This window comes from Effusibacillus consociatus (assembly GCF_042652925.1).
GTDB classification, from domain to species: Bacteria; Bacillota; Bacilli; order Tumebacillales; family Effusibacillaceae; genus Effusibacillus; species Effusibacillus consociatus.
Genome location: NZ_JBHSHC010000029.1, coordinates 18,834 through 39,295, shown reverse-complemented (window position 1 = coordinate 39,295; position 20,462 = coordinate 18,834). Strand labels below are relative to the sequence as shown.

At 45.6% G+C, this 20,462-nt stretch carries 19 protein-coding genes; 13 read left to right on the top strand and 6 right to left on the bottom strand.

All coding sequences use genetic code 11. From position 1 onward, the window contains the following. Nucleotides 1–4 precede the first annotated feature (4 nt). Entirely contained in the window at nt 5–1,888 is a 1,884-nt protein-coding gene (locus ACFO8Q_RS05075; RefSeq protein ID WP_380024650.1) for a PTS mannitol transporter subunit IICBA, read from the top strand. Between the two features lies 1 nt (nt 1,889). Further along, complete coding sequence (locus ACFO8Q_RS05070) at nt 1,890–2,147, top strand: HPr family phosphocarrier protein (protein WP_380024649.1); 258 nt, start codon at nt 1,890–1,892, stop codon at nt 2,145–2,147. Nucleotides 2,148–2,224: 77 nt separating this feature from the next. Here ACFO8Q_RS05070 and ACFO8Q_RS05065 read toward each other — a convergent pair whose 3' ends face one another. From ACFO8Q_RS05065 to ACFO8Q_RS05050, 4 genes are all read right to left on the bottom strand, one after another. After that, entirely contained in the window at nt 2,225–2,551 is a 327-nt protein-coding gene (locus tag ACFO8Q_RS05065) for an MmoB/DmpM family protein (RefSeq protein WP_380024648.1), read from the bottom strand. Beyond that, nucleotides 2,548–3,618 (bottom strand): aromatic/alkene monooxygenase hydroxylase subunit beta, encoded by a 1,071-nt coding sequence (locus ACFO8Q_RS05060; RefSeq protein ID WP_380024647.1) that lies wholly within the window; start codon nt 3,616–3,618, stop codon nt 2,548–2,550. Before ACFO8Q_RS05060 ends, ACFO8Q_RS05065 begins: the two co-directional genes overlap by 4 nt. Nucleotides 3,619–3,690: 72 nt before the next feature. After that, entirely contained in the window at nt 3,691–4,725 is a 1,035-nt protein-coding gene (locus tag ACFO8Q_RS05055) for an NADH:ubiquinone reductase (Na(+)-transporting) subunit F (RefSeq protein ID WP_380024646.1), read from the bottom strand. A gap of 121 nt (nt 4,726–4,846) precedes the next feature. Next, the gene (locus ACFO8Q_RS05050) at nt 4,847–6,499 is read right to left on the bottom strand and encodes an aromatic/alkene/methane monooxygenase hydroxylase/oxygenase subunit alpha (protein ID WP_380024645.1); all 1,653 of its coding nucleotides are present in this window, start codon (nt 6,497–6,499) and stop codon (nt 4,847–4,849) included. A gap of 501 nt (nt 6,500–7,000) precedes the next feature. Here ACFO8Q_RS05050 and ACFO8Q_RS05045 point away from each other — a divergent pair. The 7 genes from ACFO8Q_RS05045 (at nt 7,001) to ACFO8Q_RS05015 (ending at nt 15,698) form a co-directional block, all read left to right on the top strand. Beyond that, entirely contained in the window at nt 7,001–7,558 is a 558-nt protein-coding gene (locus ACFO8Q_RS05045; protein WP_380024644.1) for a DJ-1/PfpI family protein, read from the top strand. Nucleotides 7,559–7,616: 58 nt separating this feature from the next. Further along, nucleotides 7,617–8,636, top strand: a complete 1,020-nt coding sequence (locus tag ACFO8Q_RS05040) for an amidohydrolase family protein (protein WP_380024643.1) — start codon at nt 7,617–7,619, stop codon at nt 8,634–8,636. A gap of 23 nt (nt 8,637–8,659) precedes the next feature. Beyond that, nucleotides 8,660–9,403 carry an iron-sulfur cluster assembly protein gene (locus ACFO8Q_RS05035; protein ID WP_380024642.1) on the top strand — a complete coding sequence of 248 codons (744 nt, stop codon included), beginning with the start codon at nt 8,660–8,662 and terminating at the stop codon, nt 9,401–9,403. Next, nucleotides 9,381–10,406, top strand: a complete 1,026-nt coding sequence (locus ACFO8Q_RS05030) for an NAD(P)-dependent alcohol dehydrogenase (protein ID WP_380024641.1) — start codon at nt 9,381–9,383, stop codon at nt 10,404–10,406. The genes ACFO8Q_RS05035 and ACFO8Q_RS05030 overlap by 23 nt, the downstream gene beginning before the upstream one ends. Nucleotides 10,407–10,524: 118 nt before the next feature. Then, nucleotides 10,525–12,159 (top strand): chaperonin GroEL, encoded by a 1,635-nt coding sequence (gene groL, locus ACFO8Q_RS05025; protein WP_380024640.1) that lies wholly within the window; start codon nt 10,525–10,527, stop codon nt 12,157–12,159. Between the two features lie 500 nt (nt 12,160–12,659). After that, nucleotides 12,660–14,606 carry a sigma-54-dependent Fis family transcriptional regulator gene (locus ACFO8Q_RS05020; RefSeq protein WP_380024639.1) on the top strand — a complete coding sequence of 649 codons (1,947 nt, stop codon included), beginning with the start codon at nt 12,660–12,662 and terminating at the stop codon, nt 14,604–14,606. A gap of 48 nt (nt 14,607–14,654) precedes the next feature. Then, nucleotides 14,655–15,698 carry a Gfo/Idh/MocA family protein gene (locus tag ACFO8Q_RS05015; RefSeq protein WP_380024638.1) on the top strand — a complete coding sequence of 348 codons (1,044 nt, stop codon included), beginning with the start codon at nt 14,655–14,657 and terminating at the stop codon, nt 15,696–15,698. Between the two features lie 233 nt (nt 15,699–15,931). On the opposite strand, the gene ACFO8Q_RS05010 is transcribed toward ACFO8Q_RS05015, so the two are convergent. Continuing rightward, entirely contained in the window at nt 15,932–16,057 is a 126-nt protein-coding gene (locus ACFO8Q_RS05010) for a GapA-binding peptide SR1P (protein ID WP_380024637.1), read from the bottom strand. A 250-nt stretch (nt 16,058–16,307) separates the two neighbouring features. On the opposite strand from ACFO8Q_RS05010, the gene ACFO8Q_RS05005 reads away from it, so the two are divergent. Continuing rightward, on the top strand, nt 16,308–17,078 hold the full coding sequence (locus ACFO8Q_RS05005; RefSeq protein WP_380024636.1) for an SDR family NAD(P)-dependent oxidoreductase: 771 nt from the start codon (nt 16,308–16,310) through the stop codon (nt 17,076–17,078). Then, nucleotides 17,075–17,548, top strand: coding sequence for a hypothetical protein (locus ACFO8Q_RS05000; RefSeq protein ID WP_380024635.1), 474 nt, complete (start codon nt 17,075–17,077; stop codon nt 17,546–17,548). Before ACFO8Q_RS05005 ends, ACFO8Q_RS05000 begins: the two co-directional genes overlap by 4 nt. Nucleotides 17,549–17,612: 64 nt before the next feature. Here ACFO8Q_RS05000 and ACFO8Q_RS04995 read toward each other — a convergent pair whose 3' ends face one another. Further along, on the bottom strand, nt 17,613–17,960 hold the full coding sequence (locus ACFO8Q_RS04995) for a hypothetical protein (protein ID WP_380024634.1): 348 nt from the start codon (nt 17,958–17,960) through the stop codon (nt 17,613–17,615). Nucleotides 17,961–18,205: 245 nt separating this feature from the next. Here ACFO8Q_RS04995 and ACFO8Q_RS04990 point away from each other — a divergent pair, with 245 nt between their 5' ends. Then, nucleotides 18,206–18,577, top strand: a complete 372-nt coding sequence (locus tag ACFO8Q_RS04990; protein ID WP_380024633.1) for a Na-translocating system protein MpsC family protein — start codon at nt 18,206–18,208, stop codon at nt 18,575–18,577. A gap of 536 nt (nt 18,578–19,113) precedes the next feature. Then, nucleotides 19,114–20,460, top strand: a complete 1,347-nt coding sequence (locus ACFO8Q_RS04985; RefSeq protein WP_380024632.1) for a 5'-deoxyadenosine deaminase — start codon at nt 19,114–19,116, stop codon at nt 20,458–20,460. The last annotated feature ends 2 nt before the right edge of the window (nt 20,461–20,462 follow it).

Below are 20,462 nucleotides of genomic sequence, written 5' to 3'. Positions count from 1 at the left end.
TCACATGAACAAGGTTGGTCGATTGCTCAGCGCCATTGTATTTCAAAATATTGCCGCCTTGATTGCCGTAGGGATTATCAGATCGTTGTTCGGAGTATACGGGTGGTGGCCGGACGATCGGATTTATCTTTTGGTTGATCCAATGCTGAACATTTTAATTCCCGTGCTGTTAGGGTACACAGGCGGCCGCTTGCTGGGCGGGCAGAGGGGTGCAGTCGTAGCTTCCGTTGTGACGCTTGGCTTGGTGCTTGCCAGTTCGGTCCCGATGATTATTGGTGCGATGATTGTTGGTCCCCTAACAGGCTGGCTGATGGGACGTCTTGACAAAACATTGGAGAATCGGCTGCCTGTGGGATTCGAATTAATGGTGGCCAATTTGTTGGCTGCTGTTTTGGCAGTAGTTTTGACGGTGGTTTGCTTTACCTATGTAGGTCAAACTTTATCGGCAGGAATCAAATGGCTCAATACTTTAATGGAAGAAGTGATTCATTCAGGTTGGCTGCCGCTGGCTGCTGTGTTTATTGAACCAGGCAAAGTTCTATTTTTTAATAATGTGATGAATCATGGAATTCTAGGGCCATTGGGAATCCAGCAAGCAAAAGATCTTGGAAAATCCATTTTCTTCTTGCTGGAGAGCAATCCTGGACCGGGTCTTGGCATGCTGCTTGCGTATCTGCTTAAGACACGCGGGGAGCAGCGGAAGGCGGTCAAAGTCTCAATTGTGATTCACTCTCTGGGAGGAATCCATGAGGTTTATTTTCCTTATGTATTGATGAATCCGGTTTTGTTCCTGTCGGTAATTGCCGGTGGAATCACCGGAGTTGCCGTTTTTCAGCATCTCGACGCGGGTGTCGTTGCTACTCCCTCGCCAGGAAGCATTTTCTTTTTGATTGCGCTAGCGCCGCGGGATGATATTTTAGCTGTTCTTTGCGGAGTCATTCTGTCTGCGGCAGTATCGTTCGTTACTGCATTTTTCATGTTAAAATCAACTTCCGAATCCCCGTCAACGAACATGAAACTGGAAGAATTGGCCGAATTGGAAGGCTTACAGCATGTGGAAAAATGGGAAAGTTCTCATCCTGTTGTGGCTGCCTCTATGGAGACCAAAGAGAAAACGGCGGAATCGGATATTGCTTTGAACGCGGCTCAACGAAGGATCCGCACAATAGTTTTTGCCTGTGATGCCGGAATGGCCTCAAGCGCTATGGGAGCAGCTCTTCTCAAGAAGAGGCTAAAATTGGCCGATCTTGCGATTGTGGTAAAAAATTCTTCCGTTGATGATATTCCGAAAGACGCGGATCTCATCGTCACTCATAAAAACCTGACTTCAAGGGCGCTGCGGAATGCTCCAGAGCGGGAACATGTATCGATCGATTCCTTTACAGACGTCGCCTTCTACGATAATCTGATCGAACGTCTAAAGGGAACTGCGACTGCATCTTCCCATTCAGTCCTATCGGAGAATCAAGTGCTTCTCGGTTGTCGGGCGGCCTCCAGGGAGAAAGCGATTGAGATCGTCGGACGTCATATGGTGAAGCTGGGTTTTGTCAAATTGGAGTATATCGAAGAAATGCTGCAGCGCGAGCGGTTATTGTCCACTTACATTGGGAATGGGGTGGCAGTTCCGCACGGATTGGAAAGTGGCGCTTCGATTTTGAAGCCTGATATCGTAATTGCTCAATTTCCGGAAGGCGTTCCGTTTAACGGAGAAACAGCTTATTTGGTGATTGGAATTGCCGGTCATCAGGAGCACCAGGTCCAGGTATTGTCTTCTATAGCGGACATAGTGGAAGATAGGGAGACGATGCGCCGATTAAGCCAAACGGATTCGAAAAATGATTTTTTACTAAGCTTTCAACCGCAAGATTCAAACCCAGGAGCGAATTGAAGTGATTCAACGTGAAATAACTGTAGCAAACTGCAATGGATTCCATCTTCGTCCGGCCGCTCTTTTCACCCAGACTGCTTCCGATTTTCAGTCTACGGTGAGGATTCTTTACAACGGACAGAAAGCGGAGGGGCGGAACCTGCTTGAGATTCTCAAGCTTGGCATCGAGGAAGGAAGTCGTGTAACCCTTGTGATAGACGGTTCTGACGAAAAAGAAGCGATGGAAGAATTACTTGGAATTTTTTATAAGAGTATTTGACCGGGTCTTTTCTCAAGGAGTTTCGAGTAAACAACACCATCGGCTTCAGTGCCGATGGTGTTGTTCTTGGTGTATCGCTAAAAACCGATGTAATCTTTAGCATCGTCAGGGTTGGCAAACAGCAAAACCTTTTCGTCCAGCAATACCATGCGGCCATAGTGAGTTGACATTTCTACCTGAAATAGGTAGGGGTCGAAGTCTCGCCCCAAAGCTTCACTGATCTCATACATGTCAAACTCCAAAACTCCGATCCCGTCGATTCGGATCATAGCGGGGTATTCCGTTACTTCAACACCAGGTTTATCCCGCATAATGTCGGCAATGACTCTCCCCTCCACACTGTCGCTTAAGGTGATCCCGCATTTGTTTGAGAAACCTTTTTCCAGTTCCAATTTGCCGCTCATAGTTTTACCTCCTCCGGCAACTTCAAATTAAGCTGTTCCAAAATAGAGCTAAATCGCTCTTTTGCCCGAGTGTTGGAATCGACAAAAGTCGTTACCTTTACGCGCGGTTGTGACCAAATCGGTTGTAACTGATTTGCAGCCTGAACACACATAGGAACCCACTTTTTCAGCCAATTCTGAACAGTCCGTTTGTTGTGATCACCGTACTGAGGATCATTAAGAAAAGTAGCAAACATTTCAACGGAGTAAGCAAGGTTACGCTCAAAGTCAGCTTCTGCGGTGGAAACAAGCGTCGGAGTTACATAATCGCCATGGGAGGCAGCAAACTGCATCAAGAAGCCGCTTCGGAACAATTCACCAACGAGCGGTTCATAAACCAAGTTGGCTGCAAATACTTGTTCAGCCCAATCGGTTGAGGCCGGGAGATGTTCAACAACCTCACGAGTCCCTTGCCACAAAGGGTGATTCAGCCAATTCTCTTTGCCTGCGGCTTCGTTCAATTGATCAATATCTTGAGCGATTTCCATCATATATAAAGCAATATCCTGTGCGTAGCGTAACTTATCGGATGAATTTACCAGAATCGCATTGTTGATCATTTGAGACATTCCGTCACGCTGTGCTGATTGAAAGAGCATACCCAGACCGTATTCCGGATGTTTTGAAGCCCCAAAGTGATCCTGCAAAACTTTGATCCAAGTCTTGTCAAGATTCTCAAAGGCATTTTCTTTTCGTGCATTTTCGATGGTGAGTGAGACCTGTTTTTCAATGCCTGACTGGCGAATATAGTGAGTGCGTTCCCATTCGCCGTTGGGGTCGCGAAAAACATGCCAATCCGAACTCTTAATGTCAGTTCGTGTCTCACAATAAGCGGGAGTTCCGTCGGCAAAAGAGATGATCCAATCCTGCAGTAGATAACGCTTGGGATCAGGTTGGACGTCGACTGTTACATCCTCATATAACGTTGCACGACGACCTTTAGGCTGATAGTAGTTGAATTTGCGGCTGGTGCTGCCTGCGAACTGTTTCGCACCAGCTGCAGCGGATTTTTCCAAAACTTCTTTCATTTTGTCTACCTCCGATTCTGAATAAAAATTGTTTTAGAGAGTAGGACAGAGGAGTCACGGATTTTGAGAGATTTAGTTGGAAGCGGGTACAAACTTATCAAAGAAAATACGGTCCGATGTAACTCCCTTATCTCTGAGCAACGGAATTGCCGAGTCAATCATGGGTGCAGGACCGCATAGAAAGACTTCTAAATCTTTCCCTGCGATTGCGGGATCCAGATAACGCTCCAGGACCTCGGTGATCAGTCCGGTTTCACCATTCCAGTTGTCTTGCGGGAGCGGTTCCGAAAGGGCTGGTATAAAACGGAATCCCTGATGACGTTCAGCAATCTCAGCGAATTTATCCAGATAGAACAAGTCTCGTTTCGAACGTGCACCATAGAAGAAGGTTACCTTGCGTTGAACTCCCTTTTCGACAATGTCATTGAGGATTGACCAGAGCGGTGCCATACCTGATCCGCCACCTATGAGGAAAATCTCACCGGTGCTTTCCTCACGGCGGATGCAGTTTCCGAAAGGTCCTCGAACCTCCAACTCGTCTCCGATTTTCAATTGTTCATCCAAGAGAGTGGAGAACTTGCCCCCCTTGAAGATCTTGATCATGAATTCAAGCCGGTCCGACTGGCTAGGGGTATTGGCCATTGAATAGGACCGATAAACATCTGATCCCGGCAAGTAAACATCCGCGAATTGTCCAGCATGGAAAGTGATCTGATCGGGTTCGGCCAACTTTAATACAATCCGTCGGATGTCATGGGTGAGAGATTCGATTTCTGAAATCACCGTACGGAAAGTCTTAATGGGCACTGACACTTTCAGAGCTTCTTCATCGTATTGCATCAACTCTACAGTCAAATCACTGTAAGGGACCGTTTTGCATAACAGGATATACCCTTCTTCTTTTTCAAAATCAGGCAGTGCAAATGTGGAATACCGCTCCATCTCGACATCACCGTCGAGAAGGATTGACTTACAAGTTGAACACTGTCCTTCCTTGCATCCGTGCATTAAGGCGACACCCTGACGGAAGGCCGCTTCTAATACCGTTTCACCCTCTTCGACCTCCATCTCAACCCCCACGGGTTCAAGTGTGACTTTATATGCCATGATTTGGTTCCTCCTTAAGGGGTCTATAGATACACCGGACCCGCTGATTCAGCAACGAATCACGAAAGGCAGCGGGGCCGAGTGTAATCATTTTTCATTTCATCAAAATTAATATGAAAGACTAGCGAATCGTGAATCCGGCACGATACTCGGCAATGTGCTTCTCACGTTGTTCCGGCGGCATTTCCCGGAGGTCCACAAGCGGGCTTCGAAGCTCATATCCTTTCACATGATCCAGAGTCCACATTTTATCATCCTCAAAGTGAAGATGCGGTTGGGGAACCAATGTTTTTCCATCGTTACGGACAAAGCCAAGATCTTTAATAACGTCAGCTAAATCCATACCATGATAGACTTCTTCCCAATTTCTACGCCCACTGAAGCGTCCCATCGCAGGAGTGGGTCGACCCTTGTAGTTATCAGAAAAGGCTACTTTGTGTGTCCAACAGCATTGCTCGGAGCAATAGGTGTATAGTTGTCCATCCACTTCGTCAACAACCAGATCTTCACGGATCACAACAGGAACTAAGCAACTCCAACAACGATGCGGATAGACATATCCGGTGTCAGCCCAAGCGATAGGAGCGTTGCCAGGCTTCGACAGTTCACGGTAATGATCCCACCACTTACCGAATTCATTGTACCAACCCGGATATTTGGCTTCGAACCATTCATAATCGTACTCGTCGAGCGGGTCGATCCGCCAGAAATTTACCGGCCAGCCGGTTGCAAAGAACTGGGCAACTTTGTGCACGTAGAATTTTTTGGTCAAACGATCCCAGGCAGCTTCTACATCGTCGTGGTGAATCTTCAGTCCATACTTCTCCAAGGGGATTAAGTAACTGCGATAGTAGTCATCGTAAACCCACTTGCGCCAGAGCTCCGCATATGACTCCTTGTTCTTGCGGCGATCCCGGCTGCCGTATTCAATAATGGTACCTATAGCCGCATCCACAATGGCATGATTTTGCCAGAAAGCATATCGGATATCCCGTTCCAGCAGATCGTGATTGTCCGGATCACCTAACACCATCATCAGTGTGCCGTATCCGTTGTTGATATGACGGGATTCGTCAGATTGCACAGACAGGAAGATCGTCGGCAGCGCATAATCTCCGTTTGCAGCCGCCTCGGAAGGCATTGCGACGAACAGTGTGTTTGTGAAGGCGGTTTCAGCAACGATTTGCAAATAGATGTTGGCTGCCGTTATCGCATCACCAGTAATAAATCCTTCACCAAATTGACGACCGATGGTTGTGGCATAGCATTTTCCAAAGGCTTTCTGGGTAATGTCGAAACCGGCAGGATCAATGTAGTTTTCCATGTACCACTTTTTCAAGTTCATTTGGATCGTGGAATGGCGGAATTCATCGATCATCTGCATGGTATAACCGTTCTTCAACTCGTCATTGGGCACCACATTGCTTAACAGAGCCATGGAACGGGAAGCTGAGATTTCCGGGAAAGGGATGATTGCAAGGAAAAGCTTCATCCATTCAATCCAGCGGGGATCGGCGTTGCGAAACATATTTCCGCGAAGTGCCGCGTCCATTGCACCGAATACCCGGTTGTCTTTCTCCTCCTCCATTGCGAAGTAGGAACGTAAAACTTGCTTCATGGTATCCTTGGGAGCCTTAGAAAATTTGTAGTCGGTCGGATACTTCAAGGATTCCTTGGCATAGGTGGGGAGCCATGCCAAATCCTTGACCCGTTTATGAGCCTCAGAGATGCTCATCCCGGGTTGAGACTTAATTTTTGCTAACGAAGTGGACATAAAAAGTACCTCCTTTTTTTATTGTTTCCGAAAGGGAAGGACGAATCGGGATGTCCCTTTCATAATCGATAGTAAAGCAATTTGTATGCCAACATGGGAACGGTTGTCGACGAACAGTCAATCGCAAACAAAAATCATTCAAAACTTTCAATAATTATAAGGAAGATTCGAGTCGTAAATGGTTGGTCAAAATAAGATTCCCACCGTTAAAATAGATTGAATAATTTTACTTGTTGCAAAATTGTTTCGTTTATGCGACAGTCGTGCGTTATTGCGACAGTTTGCAACGGAGTGTCATGCCTCAAGTGTTTCTTTGATAAGGCAGGCTTCTGTGTATTTTCACTATAGTGATTAGTGATTTGAAAAGGCGGCTTGTATAACCATTTTCTACTCCTGCATGAACAAAGAATATATGACAGAAATGCATGTTGGCACGAGTTTTGCTTATATATAGGGGCAGATCACTCGATTTTGATAGAAAAAGAAAGGAGGATTTTATAAGTGAGTAAGAAAATTTTGATTCTCACAGGAGATATGGCTGAAGCGCAGGAGGTGATGTATCCTCTGCACCGGCTGCGGGAGGAAGGTTACACAGTTGAGATTGCAGCACCAACCAAAAAGGTGATCCAAACAGTTATCCACGATTTTGAACCAGGTTTCGACACCTTTACAGAAAAATTTGGTTATCGTGTACAGGCCGATCTTGGGTTTAATGAAGTCGATCCATCTGTGTATGACGGTGCAGTAATCCCTGGTGGACGTGCCCCTGAGTATATACGCAACGACAGCGCTTTCGCCAGTATTGTGAACTGGTTTGTGGAGACCAATAAACCTTTGGCATTTGAATGTCACGCCGCCTTGGCCTTGCTTCCTCTTGGTCATCTGAAGGGACGTCGATGTGCAGCCTTTTGGTCATTACAGCCTGACATAACTACTGCGGGAGCTACATTTGTAGATGAAGAAGTTGTGGTAGACGGGAATTTTGTAACTTCCCGTGCATGGATCGACCATCCTGGTTATATGAGGGAGTTTATTAAATTGCTAAAACAACAAAATTAAATTGTTAGTTTCAAAGCTAGGATAGTCAAAATAATGAAAGACAGTGGGAGGTATGTGTATGTTTAAAACAGAAAACGGAGAAGAGATTTTCGTAATAGACGGTCATATTGCGTTATGGGACGGAAGTCCGGAAAACCAACTGAACATTCATGGGGCTCAGTTTATCAACTGTTTCTATGACTATCATAAGAATCTTAGTCCCGCGGAATATCTTTGGCCGAAGAATAAGTTTCAAAAATACGATGCGGATACTCTAGTAAACGACCTGTTTGTGAAGGGATATGTAGACATGGCGATTTTTCAGCCAGTTTTCCTGACAGATTTCTATAAAAATGGGTTTGGCGATATTGAAAAGAACGCCGATCTTGCGAAACAATATCCCGGGCGATTCATTGGCAATGGGACTTTTGATCCCCGAGACGGGGAGCGGGGACTTGAGTATTTGGAGTATTTGGCAGTAACCCACGGAGTTAAGGGTGTGAAATTATATACAGCCGAATGGCGAGGCGCTTCGAAAGGCTATAAACTTTCTGATCCTTGGGCCCAGCGGTATCTGGAAAAGTGCGAACAATTAGGAATTGTTAATATTCACGTGCATAAGGGGCCCACTATTATTCCGCTCAATCGGGATGCTTTTGATGTGGCGGATATTGACGATGCGGCCACCAGCTTCCCAGGTTTGAACTTTATCGTGGAACACTGTGGTCTGCCACGGTTAGAAGATTTCTGCTGGATCGCTACGCAAGAACCGAATGTGTATGCGGGTTTGGCTGTAGCAATGCCATTCATTCATACTCGCCCCCGATATTTTGCGGAAATCATCAGTGAACTGCTCTACTGGGTTGGTGAGGACCGAATCTTATTTGGAAGTGATTATGCACTTTGGGAACCGAAATGGCTGATTGAGAAATTTATGGCCTTTGAACTTCCGGAAGATATCAAACAAGAAACAGGGACTGATTTAACCCTTTCTGTTAAAAAGAAAATTTTGGGCGAAAACGCTGCCCGACTGTACGGTATCGATATCGAAGCCCAAAAGGCCAAAATACGGGGTGACAAGGTGGCAGTGCGTGGATAATCTGATTGACGGGAGGGTCCCAGATGCAGCAGCGGGAAGAAGTCTTTACGAAATTAGCCACGGTTTATGATCCGGAACTGGATCAATCGCTTACGGAATTAGGTTTTATAAACGAAGTGATAGTCAAAGGATCGGACGTCATGGTGTCATTCCGTCTGCCCACCTATTGGTGTTCCCCAAACTTTGCTTTCATAATGGCGGAGGATATTCGTGACCGGGTATCGGAACTCCCGTGGGTTAGAAATGTGGTAGTTTGTCTTGAAGATCATTGCGCTTCAACCGAGATTAACGAGGGAGTTTCCAACGGCAAATCGTTTACTGAAACGTTCCCGGATGTGTCATCCGGTGAGTTGGACGAACTGCGAAAAACCTTTCGTGTCAAGGCATTCCTATCTCGTCAAGAAAGGTTATTACGGCATCTCATCCGCTTAGGATTCACTCATGTTGATATCTTGAATTTAACTATTAAGAATTTGTGTGACCTTCCGAATCTTGAATCGGAGGGGATGCTGCTCACGAAGCGATATTTATCCATTCGCCAGGAACTGGGGCATGACAACGAACCGCAGAGTACTGCTTTTATTCAGCCCGACGGCAAGAATTTAGACCCGGAAAGTTTCTCTGATTACTTGGCCAATGCTCGGCGAACCCGGCTGAGTATGGAATTTAACGGTCATCATTGTCGAGGATTGTTTCAAACACGGTACAGCATTGAACAACTATCTGAATTGGAGGTATGTAAGCATGAAAGCAGCGCGTTTGCATAAATACAACGAACCTTTACGAATTGAACAAGTTCCGGACCCGGTTATCACAGACCCAAGCGACGTTATTGTGAAAATCGGGGGAGCCGGCGTTTGTCATACTGACCTGCATTTGATCGAAGGGGTTTGGGCAGAAACCCTTGGCACAGAACTTCCATACATCATCGGTCACGAAAACGCCGGTTGGGTCTATCAAATAGGTTCTGCCGTTACCAATTTTAAGGTAGGCGACCCTGTTATTGTACACCCTGTGATGAGTTGTGGAAAATGTTTGAACTGTCGTGCCGGAGAGGATATGCATTGCCCGAATCTTACGTTTCCCGGCCTAACCGTTGATGGCGGATATGCCGAGTATCTGAAGACCACCGAACGAGCTTTGATTCCGTTGCCTAACAATGTAAATCCTGCTGATGTTGCACCATTTGCCGACGCTGGAATCACTGCGTACCGGGCTGTACGCAAAGCTGCTCCTTTAGCCAAGCCAGGAACTACAGTTCTCATGATTGGAATGGGGGGACTTGGGCATATTGGCGTCCAGGTGATGCGAGAGCTGGGTAATGCGGATATCATTGCACTTGACAGAAATAAGGATCGTTTGAACATGGCATTGGATCTGGGGGCCGTTCATGCGGTTGAAGCAAATGATAAAGCTATTTCTCAAGTACGGAGCCTGACAGCCGGGCAAGGGGTTGATATAATCATTGACTTTGTGGGTACTGACCAGACTCATGCGGACAGTCTGGAAATGCTTCGTAAGGGAGGAACTTATTACGTAGTCGGCTATGGGGGGACGGTGAAAGTTCCTTCTCTTAACCTCATCAATAATGAAATAAGTATAGTCGGCAGTTTGGTTGGAAACTACAATGAGCTGTATCAGTTAATGGAACTCCATGCGCGGGGCAAGGTAAAGCTCCATTCTGCTAAATACTCAATCGATGAGGCAAATGCTGTACTTAAGCTGCTTCATGAAGGAAAGATCAACGGGCGGGGAGTTTTGGTTCCTTAAAATATTTACCTGCGGAAAGGGCGCCGGGTGAAATCTCGGCGTCTTCCCTATCATTGGATGAGCGAGACGTTTTCGCCATCGTTTAAAGATCAGAACGGGAATAGGGGGAATCACATTTATGGCAAAGCTTTTCCTGTTGAATGAGGATGCGCGTTCTGCCCTTGAAAGAGGTGTCGATAAACTCTCCGCCATCGTTAAGAGCACACTGGGACCGAAGGGTCGTAATGTAATTATTGACAGGCCGTTCACTACTCCAATAGTCTCGAATGATGGCGTATTTATAGCGAGGGAGATTGAACTCGAAGATCCCTTTGAGAATATGGGCGCAATATTGGTTAAAGAAGTAGCCAGTCACACAAACGATGTTGCGGGTGACGGTACGACCACTGCAACGGTTCTTGCGCAGGCCATGGTTAAAGAAGGATTAAGGTATGTTCGAGACGGGGCAAATCCCATGATTCTAAAAAGAGGAATTGAACATGCTATCAAAGCAGTCGTTGAGATTCTAAAAGATTCGGCCGTTTCCATAGACAGCCGTAAGCTCATTGCTGAGGTGGCGTCGCTTGCCGCTAAAGATAATGAGATTGGTCAGTTAATTGCAGATGCGATGGACAAGGTAGGAAAGGATGGAGTTATTACTGTAGAAGAATCCAAACTACCCATTACAACACTGGAGATCGTGGAGGGCATGCAATTCGACCGCGGTTATATTTCACACAAGATGGTCACTAACCCTGAAAAAATGGAAACGGTTCTTGATGATCCGTACATCCTGATTACCGATCAAAAGATTGCCTCAATTCATCAGATTTTACCTTTAATGGACCAATTGATACAGAAGGACCGGCCGCTGTTGCTTATCGCGGAGGATGTAGAGAATGAGGTTTTGGGTACTCTGATGGTTAACCAGCTCCGGGGCACATTGCAGGTCGTGGCTGTTCGCACACCTGAGTTTGGCTACAATCGCAAATTAGTATTAGAGGATATTGCGATCCTAACAGGCGGTCAGGTGATCTCGGAGAGTGCAGGGAGAAAATTGGAAAACGCGACCCTGGAAGACTTGGGTTCAGCCCGGCAGGTTCGGGTTACTAAAGATAGCACCTCGATTATTAACGGGCAGGGAAACGTTAATGAAATCAAAGGACGAAGAGAGCAGATTCGTAAACAGTATGAAGATGCTGTTCAAGAATGGGAAAAAGAGAAACTGCAGGAGCGACTGTCCAAGCTGTCCGGTGGTGTAGGTGTGATTCTGGTTGGAGGCACAACGACGGTTGAACGTCGGGAAAAACTGCTACGAATTGAAGATGCATTGAACGCTACACGTGCCGCAGTGGAAGAAGGAATTGTGGCGGGAGGGGGGACCGCCTTGCTGCAGGTTTCATCAAAAATGGAAAGATGGGTTCAGTCCTTGCGGGGCGATGAAAAGATGGGAGCTCAGATTGTCTTGAATGCTTTACCTGCTCCATTGCAAACCATTGCCTCAAACTGTGGCTTGGATGGAACTTCTATTGCGGAAAAGGTTCAGGAACTCCCGGTGGGACACGGATTCAACGCTCTTACCGAAGAATACATCGACATGATTTCGAGTGGAATTATTGATCCGGTCAAGGTGACCCGTTGTGCTCTTGAAAACGCGGCATCCATAGCCTCTTTAATTATCACAACGGAGTCGTTGATTACTGATAAACCTGAAGCAGCCTCCGATCCTACCAGCGGCCCCTGTCGGGGTGGAGGAGCAGAGTTGTTGGAATAACGAGTCTTTTTATTCCCAAGGAAGCGCTACTAACACGGCGCTTCTTTTTTCATGTGCAACGGGAGAATACTTAGGTCAACCGGAGGAAAGCAAGCAGGCCTTTTATGAATCTATGAACGGATACACTAATATTGATTTAAGGAAAAAAACGATATATAATTAGAATATATATAATTTTCTGCCTGTTTTGTAAGGAGTTATTATTGTCCCCTGTTTAAATAGCGACCCTTCTCCCATTTTCCAGAACTTTGGGAATTGCTGCACCATTTTTCGTTTTTCGGACACCTGTGGTAACAATTAAAGTATTGTGCACGTTGATTCAGTAATTGAAAGAAGCTATAGGAGATCAGACGGGAATCATTCTACAGAGTGAGATTTTTAATTTTATTTCAATGAAAACGCTTACACCGTTTTTCTGTTTGATTTTATTGATGTGTAATGTTGATCGAAGTCCAAAGAAGGATTTACGGAATAATTTTCAGGAGGTGGCTCTGCAAACTATGAAGAATCCGTTTCTTGCTTTAGATGCATGGTCTTCTCCCGGTTTTATAAGATCGAAACTGGAGGCTGCTTGGGAAAGTTTTATAATCCAGGAACATTTAGACTTTGACGTTCGGCCGTTGGTAGTCGAATCCTGGCGACGTTGTCATTCACAAGGGATTCATCCTTTACAATCAAAGTCACCAATCCTTTTATCCGAAGACTATATTCAGGATTATTTGTCAGAGAATCCGCTGTTTTTTGATCTGGATCCGATGTTGCGCGGGCTGAAAGACCTGGCAAATGATTCCGGTCATTTAGTGGTATTCACTGATGCAAATGGTACTATTTTAAAAATTGATGGAGATATCTCCTTAAGACATAAAGCGGAGAATATGCATTTCGTTGCAGGAGCATCCTGGGCTGAGAGTAATGCGGGAACTAACGCTATCGGCATGGCGCTTTTAAACCATACTCCCGTACAGGTTTTTGCAGCTGAGCACTTTTGCAAAGAGGTCCACAGCTGGACCTGTTCGGCATCTCCGATACGAGACCCAGCCACTCAGCAGATTCTGGGGGTTCTTGACTTGACAGGACCGTGGCAGGTAGCTCATCCACACTCTCTATCCGCGGTTGTTTCAGCTGCTCGGGCAGTAGAAGAACGTTTGCGTAACAAGTTAGAGGTGGAACGGGCGAAAGTTATGGAATATTATCTGGACGGAATTTCTCGCAGCCCGAATACACTTATGGTTGCCCTTGATCGTGGAGCAACAGTGATCAAAGCGTCTCCCAAAGTGTATGAAAATGGTTGGATTGATTCAAACAATCGCCTGGCAGGCTGTCCGGTTGTTTCATTAACAATGGCGTCGGAACGGAATTGGGAAGTCGAAGGAAAAGGCGGCAAGTGGGGTTTTGTACTGCGTGCTTGTTTTCAAGAAGGTCAGCTCATTGGAGCTATTGTTCAAGTTGTACCGCCAAACTGTAGGAGTCGATCTTCTGAAGGGCTTTCAACAAAGTATTCATTTGCCAGTTTGATCGGATGTTCTCAGAAATTTTTGGTCGCTGTGTCTGAAGCACGATCTGCTGCCAGAAGTGAGTTGCCGGTTTTGATTGAAGGAGAAAGTGGAACAGGTAAAGAATTATTGGCTCAGTCGATTCACGCGGCCAGTTCCCGGGCGACAGGACCATTTGTCGCGGTTAATTGTGGTGCCATACCAAAGGAGCTTGCTGCCAGCGAATTTTTTGGTTATGAGAGCGGTACGTTTACAGGAGCAACAAAAGAAGGAAGAGCAGGCAAATTTGAACAGGCCGACGGAGGTACAATATTTCTCGATGAAATAGGGGAATTGCCGCTGGATTTACAGACTCTTATGTTACGGGTTCTAGAGGAGAGGGAAGTGGTCCGCTTGGGCGGGAAAAAACCAATCCGGGTAAACGTACGAATTATTGCGGCCACCAATCGGGACCTTTTCGCTGATGTTGAAACTGGTAAGTTTCGCCGGGACCTGTACTACCGATTAAATATACTATCGCTGCGTGTTCCTCCTCTGCGGGAAAGACAAGGAGATATTCCTCTTCTGTTGAAACATTTCTTGCAGAAAGTATGCAATGAGATTGGGCGATCGCCGATTCAGGCGAATGAAGAAGCTGTGAGGGTTTTGGAAGATTACCCGTGGCCGGGCAACGTTCGGGAACTGCGGAATGTTGCTTATCGAATCGCCACCAGATTAACAGGGAATGTCGTACATGTGGCCGATTTGCCGGAGGAAGTGCATGGAGGCAAGGGGAACCGGATTGTGGTTAAGGAGGATTTCTCTAACACGAGGACGGCATTCAGGAATCAGGAAATACAACTAATTCGTTCGGTGCTCAATGAGTTAAATGGAAACGTATCGGAGGCGGCACGTAAGTTGGGGATTCACAGGAGCACGATTTATCGAAAACTCGGCCGCGACCTGCAGACTTGAACTTCGGGATAATATCGATAGTCACAAAGTCTATTAAGGAGAGAGTTTATGATTCCGAAAAAAGTCAAATGGGGTGTTTTAAGTACGGAAAATACTATCTGTGAAGCACTACTATCTGCGTTTGGCTCCTCATCCAATGCAGAATTGTATGCCGTTGCCGGAAACGGAGGAAAAATACGAAGTATTTCAAACCGGTTACAGATCGAGAAGCACTATGAAAACTACGAAGAGATACTAAACGATCCAAATGTTGATGCTGTCTATATACGATTACCAATCAACCTCCGTCATGAGTGGATAATAAGGGCGGCCAGTGCCAAAAAACACGTCTGGTGTGAAAAGTCCGCAGCTTTAAATGCGGAAGAGGCGGCAGAAATAATTAATGTCTGTGAGGATAATGGTGTTATCTTCATGGAAGCATCCATGCATCTTTTCCATTCCCAACATGAAAAGGTAAAACAATTGATTCAAGACGGCTTGGTTGGTGATGTCAAAATGATGAGGGCCAGTTTTTCGTTTTGCACAGGCAACAGGGAGTCGGAATTTGGGGAAGGAATTTTGTACGATCTTGTTTCTGACTGTGTGAGTTCAATTCGCAATATTTTTGGAACCGAACCAAGAAGTGTCGTTGCTTGCGGTGAGAGGGATCAAAATGGGGTTGAAACGACTGTCGGCGTTCTTCTGAACTATCGAGATAACAGGTACGCGCTTGTTGATTGCAGTTTTGAAATGACAATGCGAAATGAATATGAAGTGATTGGAACAAAGGGGATGATTAAACTCCCTTTTGCTTACCGCCCTGATCTGAATGGCGGCGATGGTATCATTGAGGTTTTTACAGAAAACACCAATCTGGAAATAACGATAAAAGAAGATCAGAATTTACGAACGGTTGAACATATATCCGATTGTATCCTGCGGGGAACTATACCGGCATACTCGAGAGATAATATTTGGAAAAATATAGATATTCTTGATTCCGTTTCTCAATCTTTGACAAAAGGTTCTGCCGTAACGTTAGTAGAATCCAAGAGAAGAGTAGATATTGAATGGGGTGCCGAATGTGGGATAGCTGCATTTTTAAAAAGATGAACGGGAGAAAAATCCAAAACCTGCGATTGCAAGGTCGCTTTAGTGGGATTTCAAAGGATCATACCCGCTACAGGCGGAACAAAGGCAATCGATGCCGGGGGCCGTTTGAGTTTGCGGCGAATGATTTTGTTGATCGGATCAACCTTGGTTTTCGCAATCTCAACCATTTCTCGGGAGGATGCCGGAAAAATTAAAGTGCTAAAACAAAAAAGCAAGCCGGTTTCGGCTTGCTTTCATCGATCTGATTGTTGAGCAGCAGCTTCCTGACAGAAGGAACACTTTCCGTACAGAACTCGAACCTTTTCATCCGGCATGTAATCAATGGTTTGCTCACAATCCTGACAAACTAGAACGGTCATCTCATCCAGCCTCCCTAATTAGTATGTCACAATTCTTATCCGTATGTCTTTATTGGTATTATAAGCCCGTTAAATCAGCAAAAAAAGACTGCATTTTTTGTCCTGTGCTGGACATTTTTTGTCCCTTGAACGCATGAGAGAAGCCGTTATGAGAAGGGGCAATTCAAGTTGGGGATGATGATTGCGGGAACAGGTGTTATACTTTTTCATAGAAATTACAGTGAATTGTGACATGTAAGGAGACATGATTATGTATTTGCCTTCTTTTCGGCTTGATGACAAAGTTGCTTTAGTAACGGGAGCAGGCCGCGGTATAGGCCGGGCACTGGCCATTGGTTTGGCTGAGGCCGGTTCGGATGTGGCGATATTGGCACGAACGATGGAGGATTTGGAAAAGGTTGCAGGTGAAATCCTCAAGTTAGGCAGGAAGGCGTATCCGCTTCAAGCAAACATCACACAGCGTGCAGATGTAGAGGCTGCTGTTGAAACGGTGATGGATCAGGCGGGCAAGATTGACATTCTGGTTAATAATGCGGGAATGAACATCCGTTCGCAGGCACTGGAAGTGACAGATGAAGAATGGGATACGATCATGAACACCAACCTGAAATCAGCATTTTTGATGTCACAGGTGGTGGCCCGTAGGATGAAGGAAACAGGAGGAGGGAAAATTCTCAATATCGCCTCGGTGGGAGGTGCGGTTGCGCTGCGTACAGGGGTGGCATATGGGGCGAGTAAGGCGGCGCTCATGCACATGACCCGTATTCTCTCAACGGAGTGGGCGAAATACGGCATCAACGTGAATTCGATCGGCCCCTGGTATTTCAAAACGCCTCTGACTGAAAAGCTCTTGAATGACCCGCAGTATCTCGGTGAAATCCTCGACCGCACGCCGCTGAAGCGTGTTGGGGAATTGGAAGACCTCGTGGGACCGGCGGTGTTTCTGGCATCTGATGCATCGAACTATGTGACAGGTCAGGTGCTGCTGGTGGATGGCGGGATGAGTGTGTACGGGTTTTGAGCTCCAAACGCAAACAATCCCGACTCGAGATGAAGAGAAATCTGCCTTCGAACCTCACCGCTGAAGACATTGAAAACATTCAGCGGAAATTTAATTATTCCTGTTCATTAACCGGGATTCGGGACAACGTCACTTTAGACCACTTCATTCCTGTGGAATGGGGACACGGTGGATTTTATCCGGGGAATGTCTATCCTTTGGAGAAAACACTGAATGCTTCAAAGTCAAACAAAAATCCTTTTGAATGGATTAAAGAAGTACGAAGAGACAAAACTTTACGTCGTGGGAAAAATATTGATCAGCAATGGAGTGAACTGATTCAATACTTGGCGTCCGAAAACGGTTTGACTGTGGATGAATTTAAACAATTTGTAAAATGGTGTGCAAGAAACAAGAGAACGGTAGAGGAGGTCAGGCGCGACAAAAGGATGTCGCTTGAAATCTATAAAGAACACAGATGGGACGTTTGAAGGATCGACCAGCAAAAACGCTGACCGATCCTTCTTTCAACCGTTCTAATCTTTTTTCATTACACTACTCATCGCCGTTGGTGCAGCATAAAACCGCTTCTCTTTTATTCTCGTACTCTGCACCGCAAATTCTGCATTCATTGTCATTTTCTATTAAAAACTGTGTATCTCGAAAAACTACAATCTTCTTCGCAGGTATTATCTCGAATTCCGTCGTTCCGGCAGTTTGACGCATTAAACAGGCATTGTCTCCGAAAACAAACAGAACCTCGTCAGTTTCCTGATTGGATCCCTTATTGGTTTCAACCCACTTTTCAATCAGTTTCTTTAGTGTCACAACATTTGAATTGGACTTTGTTTCATTATTGTCGATCTGTTGAGAGGTATACCCATAAAATTCGGCAATTCGCATCCCTAATCTCTCCTCGGATTTTCTTTTGCATTTATTGTACTATAACAGATGAATTTTTTGAATATCTGTTTTGTTACAAACTTCGAAAATTTAAATTTTGGATGGATGCAAGGAAGCGTACCTTCCAAAAATTTTTTCGAAATAAATTGTTAGTTTTCCTCACATAACGGATTGAGTCTTTTTTTGCCGGGACGTAAGATTGAACTATCGAAGGTTCTATCCCAGACAGAAATAAGGTGAAAAGTATGTTATCGGCCGTTCATTCACCTGTGACAACTTTTAAGAAACAGCTGGCCCATTTGTTTAATCAAATCAATCAGGAAATGTACGGAGTCGGGGTAAAAAAACAAAGAATCGAGATATTTGATGATAAGATCATCATTTTCAGTCAGTCAAAACGGGTTCCGGCCTTAGCAAGCATCAGTGAAAAATATCCCGAGCTGACTGTAACCGTAGATGCTGCTTTAGTGGGGGAGTACAAAGCCAGGCTTAAGGAACAGTTTCAAAACATGTTCAGCATAAATGTGGTTGCCATTTTAAAAGATTACGACCCGAACACAGAGTCTGCTTGTACGGTGATTTGTCTTGAGGAGCCGTTCCATACAACTACAATTTAAGTTAAGTGGGTAAAAACTTCACTGAAGGTGAATCGTAGAATTCGTTTCATCTTTAGTCAAAGGTACCCGGTCGCTTATACTCCGTTTAACGGGGATTAAGAAACCGTAGAGTTAGATGCACTTTCTTCTAACGTTCTACGGTTTTTTTATTTTGTTTTTGGAGGAGAAGACGATGGATCAACGTTATTACGGAGTGGCTTACATACCGGAAGACGGAACCTGCAATCTCACAATTAATGGTAGACGGGGAGAGCTTTCGGATCGATTGTGATTGAATGTCAGCTTTGGTTACAATGTAGATTCAGTTCTGTATCACTGCAAGTTAGAATAAAGTAAAGCAAGGAATAATAAAACTTTATATAGGTTAGGAGAAGAATACGTATCTATCGTTTTCCTCTTCCAAACTATCGGGTTCGGTCGCTTAAACCCTGTTCAGCGGGGATTTAAGAAGCCGTGGATGTAGGAGGCTTCCTTCTATTTCTGCGGCTTATTCTTTTTCCGGACAGCAGAAGTAACCTGCAAAGCGAGGAAGGAATATGAAAACACTTATCAAGGATGTCACCCTCATTACAATGAACCCGTCCCGGGAAGTATTTCCAGGGTATCTGGTTGTTGAAGACAATATCATCACAGAAATCGGACGAGGAAAGGCACCTGTTCATTCACACCAACCGCACCGTTTTGACAAAATCGTTCCAGGCAAAGGGCGGATCGCACTTCCGGGCTTTGTTCAGACCCATGTTCATCTGTGCCAGACACTTTTTCGGGGTCAAGCGGATGATCTTCAATTGATGGACTGGTTGCGAAAGCGAATTTGGCCGCTTGAGGCAGCCCATGACGAAGAATCGATCTATATTTCAGCTCAATTGGGAATCGCTGAGTTAATTCGGGGAGGTACCACTGCAATCGTCGATATGGAGACGGTTCATCATACGGAATGTGCTATTCGGGCTCTCCAAGAAAGCGGGATGCGAGCGCTAGTCGGAAAAGTCATGATGGATACCGGGGGAAACGTGCCTACGGGACTTCAGGAGAATACAAACGAATCGATTGAAGAAAGTGTCAGGCTCCTGGAAAAGTGGAACGGATATGACAATGGACGAATTCGCTACGCTTTTGCTCCTCGATTTGTCATATCTTGCTCAGATGATTTGTTAACCGAAGTGGGAAAATTGTCCCGTCACTATAACGTTCCCGTCCATACTCATGCATCTGAAAACCGGGAAGAAATCTCTTTGGTTGAAGTCACCAGGGGAATGCGAAATATCCAATTCCTGCAAAAAATCGGATTAACAGGTCCCAATCTGATTCTTGCTCATTGCATCTGGCTGGACGATTCGGAGAAGCGAATCCTGGCAGATGACCAGGTAAAGGTTACCCACTGTCCGTCTTCCAATTTAAAATTGGCTTCCGGATTTTGCCCCGTTCCGGAACTCCAATCCATGGGGGTCCACGTATCTTTGGGGGCGGATGGGGCTCCCTGCGGAAATAATTTGGATATGTTTCTGGAAATGCGTCTTGCAGCTTTAATCCATAAACCGACCAACGGGGAAACCTCAATGTCTGCCTATACGGTTCTTGAAATGGCGACGCTTGGCGGGGCACGGGCGATGGGATTGGAGCAGGAGATCGGCAGTTTGGAAGCAGGCAAAAAGGCGGACCTCATTCTGGTTAATCTTGAAAAACCGTCAGCCTATCCGTCAGTCTCAACAGATCCGGTATCCCGTCTCGTCTACAGCGGGAAAAGCAGCGATGTGGAGTGGGTGATGATTGACGGAAAGGTTGTCTTGGACGAGGGCAAGCTTCTCACGCTGTCAGAACGGGAGATTTTGCGGAAAGCGGATGCCGCGATCCTCCGGCTTTTGAAGAAGGCAGGGATTTAAAA